Raw genomic sequence first — 10,179 nt, 5'->3', positions numbered from 1 at the left:
AGGCCGTCCGGGCCGGGCTGCGGCCGGAAGCGCAGCACCGCGCCGAGCCGCAGCCCGGTACCGGCGCCGTGCCAGCGGTCCGCGAGCGCCGCCAGGTTGACCTGCAGGCAGTCGAAGAGCTCCTCGCGCCCGCTCATCCGAGACTGCCCGCGGGCTCGTCGACCGGCACCCGGCCGAGGGAGGCCATGGCCGTTCCCAGGGCCGCCTCCAGCGGGCCCTCGTTGACCAACTCGCCGTCCATCAGCTGCTGGTAGGCCGCCAGGTCGAGGTAGCCGTGGCCGCTGACCACGGCCACCACGCCGTGCTCGGACCGCATGCCGTCGGCCCCGCCGGCCGCCAGTTTGGCGGCCGCGGCCAGCGAGTGGCCCGACTCGGGCGCGGGCAGCACCAGCTCGCTGCGGGTGAACAGCCGGCCCGCCTCCAGGGCCTCGACCTGACCGACGGCGGTGGCCGCGATCTGGTCCCGGTGGCGCATCGCGGACAGCAGCTTGGCCGCGCCGTGGAAGCGCAGGCCGGCGGAGTGCGAGTCCGGGATCGGGTAGGAGCTGCCGATGGTGTACATCGCCTCCAGCGGCCCCGTCCCGGTGGCGTCGGTCTGGTCGTACGCGTAGACGCCGCGGGTGAGCTTCGGGGTGGCGCTGGACTCCGCAGCCACCAGCAGCGGCTGGTCGGCGCCGCGGCTCGCCGCGTCGGCGAAGAACGGCAGCGCGATGCCTCCGAAGTTGGAGCCGGCGCCGACACAGCCGACCACCGTGTCGATCCGGGCGTCGAGCCGCTGGAGCTGCTCGATGGCCTCCGTCCCGATCACCGACTGGTGCAGGATGCTGTAGGTCTCGCCGCTGCCGATGCAGAACGCCGCGCCCTCGGTGCGCCCGGCGTACTCCACCGCCTCGCCGATCGCCAGCGACAGGCTGTTCACGTCACCGGCGGCCCGGTTGCGGGAGACCTCGGTCAGCGGGCTCGGGCTGGCGTGCAGCGTCGCGCCCAGGGTGCGCATCAGGGTGCCGCGGTAGGGCTTGCGCCGCAGGCTTCCGCCGACCATGAAGACGGTGCACTTGAGGCCGAACATCGCGCAGGCGGCGGCCAACGCGGTGCCCCACTGGCCGGCGCCGGTCCCGGTGACCAGCTCCTTGGCGCCCGCCCTGGCGTAGTAGTACGCCTGGGCCAGCGCGGTGTTGAGCTTGTGGCTGCCGGAGATGTTGCCGCCCTCGTACTTGACGTAGATCGGCACCCGGGCGCCGACCTCGCGCTCGAAGCCGCGCGCCCGCCACAGCGGCGTCGGGCGGAACGCCCGGTAGGCGTCGACCACTTCGGCCGGGATGTCCCAGTACTCCTTGGACTGGATGCTCTGCCGGGCCAGCACCAGCGGCAGGTTGACCTGCAGCCCGGTGCCGCCGGCGGACTCCGGGGTGCGGTCCGGCGGCAGCTCGTGGCCCAGGTGCGGCAGGACGCTGCGCCAGCGGGTCGGCAGGGCCACCGCGCTCATCGCGCCACCGCCGCTCCGGCGGCGACCGCGTCGACCAGGTCGGCCACGGTGTGGAAACTGCGTCCGACGAACAGGTCGTCGGGCAGTTCCACGTCCAGTTCGTCCTCCAGCCGGACGAGCATGCCGACGAAGCCGAGGGAGTTGATCCTCAGCAACTCGCCGTTCAGCGGCTCCTCGTCGCTGATGTCGGCCGGCCGCAGCGAGAGCCGGGATTCGGCAATCACCACGCGCTTGACGGACTCGGCGACCGCGCCGCGGTCAGGTCCGGTGGTCATCGGTTCCTCCGAAGGGAGTCAGGAAGGGCGGAGCAGTGGGGAGGGTGCGGGGTGTTCCGGGAGTCGGCGGTGAGCCGGACCAGGAAGGCGTCGATCTGCCGGAGGGTCTCCTGCTGGTGCGGCGGGCGGAACACCTCGAAGTGCCCGCAGGCCAGGTGGCCGACCGTCAGGTCCGGTGCGAGCTCGCGCCACTCGGCGGTCTGCCGTTCCCGGCGGCCGCCGGCACAGGCCAGCAGCAGGGCCGGTCCGCGGTGGGGCGCGGTGACCCGGTGCCCGGTGACCGCCGCGATGTGCGCGTCGGTGGTGCGCCGCAGGCAGTCCGGGTCGGTACGGCCCGGGGCGGTGCGGGCGGCCTCGGCGACCGCCTCGTGCACCTCGGCGGGCAGTCGGGCCCGCGCCGGCCGCTGCCGGTGGCTGTCCACCAGCACCACGGCCGGCGGCCGCTGCCCCGTGCCGGCCAGTCGCGCGGCCAGCTCCCAGGCGAGCACGCCGCCGAGCGACCAGCCGACCAGCAGGTCCGGGGCGGACGGCAGCCCGCGCAGCAGGGCCAGGTAGTCGTCCGCCATCCCGGCCACCGAGTCGCCCGGCCGCTCGCCGGGCAGCAGCCCGGCGGCCCGGACGCCGTGCACCGGACCGTACCGGGCCAGCCGTCCGGCCAGCGCCAGGTACGGGCTCAGCCCGCCTCCCGTGGGGTGGATCAGGACCGAGCGGAACGCACCCGACGACCGCCGCACGGGCACCAGCAGAGGGGAATCGAATTCAGTCACGACCGATCAGGACTCCCCCGTCATGAATTCCCCGATCACGGCGAATTCGACAAATGCAGTGGATGCAATGAATTCAATGAATGCGGTGGGTGCGGTGGACGCAGCAGGGTCGGTGAATTCGGAGACCCGGCTTCGGCGAATGCCCCGGAAAATCCTCCGGGCGATCCACCGGCTTTCCTGACCGAGCATCCCCCACGGATCGAAAGTTGGTCAAAGACCTTTTGCCGCCGTCATAGAAGAAGGTGATGCGGCGCCGTCCGGCGCGGCCTCGCCGAGGGCGGCGGCGGCCGGCACCCCGGGAGCCAGCGCGCGCAGGAACGGACGGGCCACCAGCGCCGCGGCCAGCGCGAAGACGGCGAAGGCCGCGCGCATGCCGAAGCGGTCGGCGAGCAGCCCGACCAGGCCGGCGCCCAACGGCGCGGCGCCCCAGCTGAACAGCCGGTGCGCCGCGTTGTACCGGCCGAGCATCCCCTCGGGCACCAGCCGCTGGCCGATCGTACGGGCGTTGACCCGCCACAGCGTGCCGCCCGCACCGCCCGCGAAGGCGGCCGCCGCGACCGCCGGCACACTGGCCGTCAGCGCCGGGGTGCCGAGCATCGCGCAGGTGCCCAGCACATCCGCGAACATCGCCGCGCGCACCCCGAGCCGGCGGTTCAGCCGCACCGCGGCGGCCGCCCCGACCAGTCCGCCCAGGCCCAGCATGCCCAGCACCGCGCCGTACTGGCCCGGGCCGAGCCGCAGCTCCCGCTGCGCGTACAGCGGCAGCAGCGCCAGCCAGGCGCCCCAGCAGGCGCACAGCACCGTGAGCGTCAGCGCCAGCGCCCGCAGCAGCGGGGTGCGCCACAGAAAGCCCAGGCCCGAACCGATCTCCCGGAGCACCGGCGGCCGGGGACCGCCGCCGTCGGGGCCGGCGGCGCGGAACCGCCCGCGCAGCAGTACCAGCGCCACCCCGGCCAGCGCGTACCCGAGCCAGGCGGCGCCGAGCGCGAAACCGGCTCCGGCCGCGACCAGCATCCCGCCGACGAACGGCCCGCAGAGCTCGTTGCAGACGGTCTCCGCCCCGGCCACCCAGGCGTTGGCCCGCTCCCGCCCGGGCTCGGGCACCGCGGCCGGCACCAGCGCGGCGGCCGCGGTCAGCGCCACCACCTCGGCGGTGCCCAGCAGCAGGGCCGCGCCGTACAGCACCGGCAGGCCGAGCCGCCCGCCCGCCGCGCACCCGCCCAGGGCGCCGACCACCGCCAGCCGGACGGCGTTCGCGCCCCACAGCAGCCGGCGCCGGTCGGCCCGGTCCACCAGTACCCCGACCGGCAGCGAGGCCAGCAGCCAGGGCAGCGAGAAGGCCAGCCCCGCCAGGGTGACCGAGCCGGGCGAACCGCCCAGCCGGACGGCGGTGAGCGGCAGGGTCACCTTGGTGACGCCGTCGGCCAGGTTGGTGACCGCGGTGAAGCCGACCGGGGCCCGGGTGTTGCGCCGGCCGCGCCGGCCGGCGTCAGTCACCGCCGCCGGGCAGGCCGCCGCGCAGCCTGCCGTCGGCCTCCACCAGCCAGCTGTGGGTGAACAGGTCGCCGATGGTCACCGGCCCGCGGGCGTGCAGCCGGCTGGTGCTGATCGCGATCTCCGAGCCCAGGCCCAGGGTGGGCCCGTCGTTGAGCCGCAGCGAGCCGTTGACCACCACGGCCGAGGCGTCCACCCGCCGGGCGTACCACTCGGCCACCGCCGGGTCGCCCGAGACCACGCCCTCGGTGTGGCCGGAGCCGTGCCGCCGCACCAGGGCCAGCGCCTCCCGCGGACCGGCCACCGGCACCACCCCGATGGTGGCGTCGAGGAACTCCCGGCCCAGGTCGTGCTCGCCGAGCCGCTCGATCCGGCAGCCGGGCGGCAGGTCGGCGGGCTCCGGCAGCGCCGGGTCCAGCCGCAGGGTGAGGCCGACGCCGTCCCGCCGGGCCTGCTCGAGCACGGCCGTTAGGTAGCCCTCGGCCGCCTCGCCGTCGACCAGCGCGACCTCCAGCGAGGTGCAGCCGGCCGGGGCGGGGATCTTGCTGTCCAGGGTGATCGCGGCGGCCGTCGCCGGATCGGCGGTGCGGTGCACGTACAGGTGGTTGACCCCGCCGCCGGATGCCAGCAGCGGGACCGAGCCGGCCGAGCGGCAGAAGTCGATCAGCGAGGGGCCGCCGCGCGGCACCAGCACGTCGATCGCGTCCGACCGGGTGACAAGGGTCCGCAGCACCTTGCGGCTCGGGTCCTCCAGCACCGTCACCAGCGCGGCGGGCAGGCCGGCCGCGGTCAGCGCGCCGCGCACCACCGCGCCCAGCGCGGCGTTGGTCCGGGCGATCTCCTTGCCGCCGCGCAGCAGCACGGCGTTGCCGGCGGCGGCGAACAGCAGCGCTCCCTCGACCGTCACGGTCGGGCGCGCCTCGTAGATCATCAGGGCCACGCCGAGCGGCTTGCGCACCCGGCGCAGCACCCCCCAGTCCGCGATCGGGACGCCGGGGTCCGGGGCGGTCGCGGCGCGCAGCTCGGCCGGCACCGCCCGGGCCATCCGGACCAGCTCCGCCAGGTGCTCGCCGGTCAGCCGCAACCGCTCCACCAGGACCGGGGGCAGCCCGCGGGCCGCGGCCTCGTCGAGGTCCTCGGCGTTGGCGGCCAGCACGCCGGGCCAGTGCTCGCCGAGGTCGTCGGCGAGCCGGTGGCAGTACCGCGCGTAGGCCTCGTCACCGGCCGGTGGCGCCGTGTCGAAGGCCTCGCGGGCCGCGTGCAGGATGTCGTCGACCATTTCTCTCCAACCTGGTTTCCGCGGTTTCGGTGGAATGCACGGGTACTCGCGACGGTACTGCCGCGCGCGGCCCGCCCGAGGAGCGCCATAGCGTTCTTCGATAACGCCATAGCGGCGCCTGATGGACCGTCGGCGAACTCCTTGACCCGGCCTTTCCCGGCTGGCTGGATGTCCGTCATGGAATACCGCCGTCTTGGCCGCAGCGGCCTGTCAGTGAGCGCGATCGCGTACGGAAACTGGATCACCCACGGGTCCCAGGTCGCCGAGGAGCAGGCCCACACCCTGGTCCGGGCCGCGCTGGCGGCCGGGATCACCACCTTCGACACCGCCGACATGTACGCCGACACCCGGGCCGAGGAGGTGCTGGGGCGCGCGCTCCAGGGCGAGCGGCGGGAGAGCCTGGAGATCCTCACCAAGGTCTACTGGCCCACCGGCCCCGGCGGCCCGAACGACCGGGGCCTGGGCCGCAAGCACGTCATGGAGTCCGCCCACGCCTCGCTGCGCCGGCTGCGCACCGACTACGTCGACGTGTACCAGGCCCACCAGTTCGACCACTCGGTCCCGCTGGAGGAGACCATGCTGGCCTTCGCGGACCTGGTCCGCCAGGGCAAGGCGCTCTACATCGGTGTCTCCGACTGGAACGCCGAGCAGCTGACCCGCGGCATCGAGCTGGCCCGCGAGCTGCGCATCCCGCTGATCTCCAGCCAGACCCAGTACTCCATGCTCTACCGCGCGATCGAGTCCCAGGTGGTGCCGGCCTGCGAGCGCGCCGGGCTCGGCCAGCTGGTCTGGTCACCGGTCGCCCAGGGCGTACTCACCGGCAAGTACCTGCCGGGCGGGCAGCCGCCGGCCGGCTCGCGGGCCACCGACACCGAGGGCGGCGCCTTCATCGCCCGCTGGATGCGCGACGAGGTGCTGCGGCGGGTGCAGCTGCTGCGCCCGATCGCCGAGCAGTGCGGCCTGACCATGGCCCAGCTCGCCGTCGCCTGGGTGCTGCAGAACCCCAACGTGGGTTCGGCGATCATCGGCGCCTCCCGCCCCGAGCAGATCGCGGACAACATCAAGGCGGTCGGCGTGCGGCTGGAGCCCGAGGTGCTCGCCGCGATCGACGCCGCGCTGGACGGCACCGTCGAGGACGACCCGCGGCTGATCGGGCGCCTGCTCACCGACTGAGGCCGGGCGCCGCCCCACTCCCCCAACATCCTTCCGGAACCCAGGAGATGCCCCCGTGCGAGTAGGCGTGATCGGTGGCGGTGCCGCCGGAACCAGCGTCCTTGACGCGCTGGTCCGCCGGCACGACGGCCGCCGCCCGATCGAGGTGACGGTCTTCGAGGCGGACAAGCAGTACGGCCCCGGGCGCGCCTACCAGGCGGACTCCTCGGCCGCCCTGGTCAACCAGCCGGCCCGGCACATGTCGCTGCGGCACGACCAGCCGGACCACTTCCTGGCCTGGTACCGGGCGCGTGCCCCGCTGCCCGCGGACCCCGACTTCTACGTGCCGCGCACGCTGTTCGGCGAGTACCTGGAGAGCTCCTTCCACCAGGCCGTCGAGGACGGCGCCGCCGTTTCGGTGCGGGTGCGCACGGTCGGCGAGCGGGTGGTGGCGCTGTCCCGGTCCGGCGCGGGCTTCCTGGCCCGCACCCCGGCCGGGGAGGCGCACCCGCTGGACGCCGCCTTCCTGTGCACCGGCAGCTCGGAGCCGGTGGACAGCTACGGCCTGGCCGGGCTGCCCGGCTTCCTGCCCGACCCGTACCCGCTGCGCACGGTCGCCGACACGATCCGGCCCGACGCCGCGGTCAGCGTGCTCGGCACCGGGCTGAGCGCGGTCGACCTGGTACTCGAACTGGCCCGCCGCGACCACCGGGGGCCGCTGCGGATGGTCTCGCGCAACGGCCTGCTGCCGGGCGTGCGCAACCCGGCCGTCTCGGTGCCCACCCTGGTCGCCACGCCCTCCGAGATCCGGACACTGGCCGCCCGCCCGGGCGGCCTGACCGTCGCCGCCCTGGGCGACCTGGTCGCCCGTGAGCTGGCGGCGCACGGACTGGACCCGGCCGCCGTGCTGCGCGCCTGCCGGGTCGAGGCGCAGCCGTACGACCGGCTGCGCCGCCACCTGGACGCGGCCGAACGCGGCGAGCGCTGGCAGGCCGTGCTCGCCCAGATCACCGGCGACTCGCAGATCGAGGACGCCTGGTCGCTGCTGGCCGAACCGGACCGCCGGCACTTCCAGCGGGACTGGCACGCCATGGCGGTCAGCCTCTGGTCGCCGATGCCGCTGGACTCCGCGCGGACCCTGGCCGAGCTGGTCGAGGCCGGCCGGCTGGAGATCCTGCGCGGCGTCCGTTCGGCGTCCCCGCACCCGGACCGCGCCGGATTCCTGCTCCAGGGCGAGGAGTTCACCCACGCGGCGGACCACGTGGTGAACACCGTGCGCCCGCTGAGCGCCGCGGTCCCGCTGCGCGCGGTGGAGCTGATGGACTCGCTGGTCGCCGGCGGCCTGGCGCGGCCGCACCGGTTCGGCGGCCTGCGGATCGACCTCGCGACCAACCGGGTGCTCGCCCCGGACGGCACCCCCACGCCCGGCCTGTACGCGCTCGGGCAGCCCGCGGTCGGCGAACTCCACGCCGCCACCAGCAACCTGTCGATGATCAGCCGACGCGCGGCGCAGTCCGTGGCCGGACTGCTCGGCCGGTAGCCGGCGCCCCGCCCCCACTCCCAAACGCTGAAGTGAGGCCCCAAACCATGTTCGTACTGGTCGATCCCGTCTCCACCGGCCGCGCGCTCGGCATCGCCTTCCGCGAGGAGGGCGCCGACACGCTCCACCTGTACCAGGAGAACCTGCGCGCGGCGTACGACGCCGACCAGGTGCCCACCCGCAAGCTGATGCACGAGGACCTGGACAAGACGGTCGAGCTGCTGGAGCAGCTCAAGCCCGAAGCCGTCATCGCGGCCAGCGAGTTCGGCGTGATCCTGGCCGACACGCTGGCCCGGCGGCTGGGGCTGGCGCACCACCGCCCGGAGCAGGCCGCGGCCCGCCGCGACAAGCACCTGATGGTCCGCGCGCTGGAGGAGGCCGGCGTGCCGGCCGCCCGCACCGTCTCGGTCCGCTCCGCCCAGGAGCTGGAGGCCGCGCTGGCCGACTGGACCGACTTCCCGGTCATGGTCAAGCCGCTCAACAGCGCGGGCAGCGACGGCTGCCAGGTCTGCGGCACCGCCGAGGAGGTGCGCGGCGCGTACCGCCGGATCGCCGACGACCTCAACCTGATGGGCCTGGTCAACGACGAGGTGCTGGTCCAGGAGTTCCTGAAGGGCACCCAGTACATCGTCAACACCGTCAGCATCGACGGCCGCCACCTGGTCTGCGACGTCTACGCCGAGCGGATCGACCTGGTCGACGGCGCCCCGGTGCTGCGCCACATCATCTCCCGCCCGGAGCTCACCGAGCCGGAGAGCGCCCTGGTGGCCTACGTGCTGGACTGCCTGGACGCGCTGGGCATCCGCGAGGGCGCGGGCCACACCGAGGTGATGCTGACCCCGCGCGGCGCCCGCCTGGTGGAGGTCAACTCCCGGGTGATGGGCCCCTCGCTGGCCCCCGACCCGTACCACGCGGCCTACGGCTACAGCCACCAGCACCTGGTCGTGGAGCGGTACCTGCGCCCGGCCGAGTTCGAGGCCCGGTTCGACCGGCCCTACGGCGGCCGGCAGACCGTCGCCAAGCTCTTCCTGCGCTCGCGCCGGCAGGGACCGCTGCGCGCCGTCGACGGGCTGCGCACGCTGCGCCGGCTGCCCGGCTTCCACAGCATCGACCGGCTGCCGGCGATCGGCGAGCCGATCGGCGACCGCGGCCTGACCACCGGCGAGGGCGGCATCGCCTACCTGGTGCACACCGACGCCGACGTGCTCACGCGCTCGCTGGACGCGGTGCACGCGCTGGAGGACGCCGAGACCTTCTTCCGGGTCGAGGAGGCATGACCACCGCGCCCCCGGCCGAAAAGGCCGCCCGGCGGCCCGCGGACGGCGCGCTGGCCGTGCTGCGCGCCGCCCCCAGGCCGGTCCGGTACGTGCTGGCCGGCGTCCTGGTCAACCAGCTCGGCGCGTTCGTCCAGTCCTTCCTGGTGCTCTACCTGCTGCACCAGGGCTTCACCGAGCAGCAGGGCGGCATCGCGCTGGGCTGCTACAGCGTCGGCGCGGTGGCCGGCTCGCTGGCCGGCGGGGAGCTGACCCGCCGGCTCGGGCCGCGGCGCACCATCGTGCTGTCGATGTTCGGCTCGGCACTGCTGGTCGTCTCGATCAGCCTGGTCGGCCGCCCGTCGGCGTTCCCGCTGCTGCTGGCGGTCACCGTGCTGGCCGGTCTCGCCGCGCAGACGTACCGGCCCGCCGCCGGCAGCCTGCTCTCCGACCTCACACCGGCCGACCGCCAGGTGATGGTGATGTCGCTGTTCCGGATCGCCATGAACACCGGCGGCACCCTGGGACCGCTGCTGGCCTCCTGGCTACTGCTGATCGACTGGAACCTGCTGTTCTGGGCCAACGGCGTGGCGGCCGCCTGCTACGGCGTGATCGCGCTGCTCCTGCTGCCGCGGACCACCGCCGCCGGCCGGCCCGCCGACGTTCCGCAGGCCGGGGCGGAGCCGACCGCCGGCTACCGCGCGCTGCTCGGCGACGGGCGGTTCGTGCTGTACCTGACGGCGATGGGGTTCAGCGCCCTGATCTACGCCCAGTACTTCGCCGTCCTCCCGCTCAAGCTCACCGAGGACGGGCACTCCACCGTCCTGTACAGCGCGGTGCTCACCATCTCCGGCGCCATGGTGGTCGGCTGCGAGCTGTTCGTCACCAAGTACGTGCAGCGCTGGCGGGCCGGCACCGCGGGCGGCGTCGGGC

At 74.6% G+C, this 10,179-nt stretch carries 9 protein-coding genes; 4 read left to right on the top strand and 5 right to left on the bottom strand.

Annotation, left to right across the window (positions count from 1 at the left end; genetic code table 11):
* Window positions 1–133: 133 nt before the first annotated feature.
* From AB0E96_RS33020 to AB0E96_RS33000, 5 genes are all read right to left on the bottom strand, one after another.
* Window positions 134–1,486: a TrpB-like pyridoxal phosphate-dependent enzyme gene (locus tag AB0E96_RS33020; RefSeq protein WP_359829475.1), complete on the bottom strand. Its 1,353-nt coding sequence runs from the start codon at window positions 1,484–1,486 to the stop codon at window positions 134–136.
* Complete coding sequence (locus tag AB0E96_RS33015) at window positions 1,483–1,761, bottom strand: acyl carrier protein (RefSeq protein WP_359829474.1); 279 nt, start codon at window positions 1,759–1,761, stop codon at window positions 1,483–1,485. Before AB0E96_RS33015 ends, AB0E96_RS33020 begins: the two co-directional genes overlap by 4 nt.
* Entirely contained in the window at window positions 1,758–2,528 is a 771-nt protein-coding gene (locus AB0E96_RS33010) for a thioesterase domain-containing protein (RefSeq protein ID WP_359829473.1), read from the bottom strand. The genes AB0E96_RS33015 and AB0E96_RS33010 overlap by 4 nt, the downstream gene beginning before the upstream one ends.
* Before the next feature lie 210 nt (window positions 2,529–2,738).
* Window positions 2,739–4,025, bottom strand: coding sequence for an MFS transporter (locus AB0E96_RS33005; RefSeq protein WP_359829472.1), 1,287 nt, complete (start codon window positions 4,023–4,025; stop codon window positions 2,739–2,741).
* Window positions 4,018–5,301: a glutamate-5-semialdehyde dehydrogenase gene (locus AB0E96_RS33000; RefSeq protein WP_359829471.1), complete on the bottom strand. Its 1,284-nt coding sequence runs from the start codon at window positions 5,299–5,301 to the stop codon at window positions 4,018–4,020. The genes AB0E96_RS33005 and AB0E96_RS33000 overlap by 8 nt, the downstream gene beginning before the upstream one ends.
* A gap of 177 nt (window positions 5,302–5,478) precedes the next feature.
* On the opposite strand from AB0E96_RS33000, the gene AB0E96_RS32995 reads away from it, so the two are divergent.
* The 4 genes from AB0E96_RS32995 to AB0E96_RS32980 form a co-directional block, all read left to right on the top strand.
* On the top strand, window positions 5,479–6,474 hold the full coding sequence (locus AB0E96_RS32995) for an aldo/keto reductase family protein (RefSeq protein WP_359829476.1): 996 nt from the start codon (window positions 5,479–5,481) through the stop codon (window positions 6,472–6,474).
* 55 nt (window positions 6,475–6,529) lie between these two features.
* Entirely contained in the window at window positions 6,530–7,993 is a 1,464-nt protein-coding gene (locus AB0E96_RS32990) for an FAD/NAD(P)-binding protein (RefSeq protein ID WP_359829470.1), read from the top strand.
* Between the two features lie 47 nt (window positions 7,994–8,040).
* Window positions 8,041–9,270 carry an ATP-grasp domain-containing protein gene (locus AB0E96_RS32985; RefSeq protein WP_359829469.1) on the top strand — a complete coding sequence of 410 codons (1,230 nt, stop codon included), beginning with the start codon at window positions 8,041–8,043 and terminating at the stop codon, window positions 9,268–9,270.
* On the top strand, window positions 9,267–10,179 hold a 913-nt coding region (locus AB0E96_RS32980), incomplete at its 3' end, for an MFS transporter (protein ID WP_359829468.1). The genes AB0E96_RS32985 and AB0E96_RS32980, both read left to right, overlap by 4 nt.

Origin of the sequence: Kitasatospora sp. NPDC036755 (genome assembly GCF_040636595.1) — a bacterium.
Taxonomy (GTDB): domain Bacteria; phylum Actinomycetota; class Actinomycetes; order Streptomycetales; family Streptomycetaceae; genus Kitasatospora.
This window is presented reverse-complemented; position numbering and strand designations above follow the sequence as displayed.

Bases quoted from the DNA above. Each gene is read 5' to 3' on its own strand.
- AB0E96_RS32995 (WP_359829476.1), top strand. From the start codon at position 5,479: ATGGAATACCGCCGTCTTGGCCGCAGCGGCCTGTCAGTGAGCGCGATC.
- AB0E96_RS33020 (WP_359829475.1), bottom strand. From the start codon at position 1,486: ATGAGCGCGGTGGCCCTGCCGACCCGCTGGCGCAGCGTCCTGCCGCAC.
- AB0E96_RS33000 (WP_359829471.1), bottom strand. From the start codon at position 5,301: ATGGTCGACGACATCCTGCACGCGGCCCGCGAGGCCTTCGACACGGCG.
- AB0E96_RS33015 (WP_359829474.1), bottom strand. From the start codon at position 1,761: ATGACCACCGGACCTGACCGCGGCGCGGTCGCCGAGTCCGTCAAGCGC.
- AB0E96_RS32985 (WP_359829469.1), top strand. From the start codon at position 8,041: ATGTTCGTACTGGTCGATCCCGTCTCCACCGGCCGCGCGCTCGGCATC.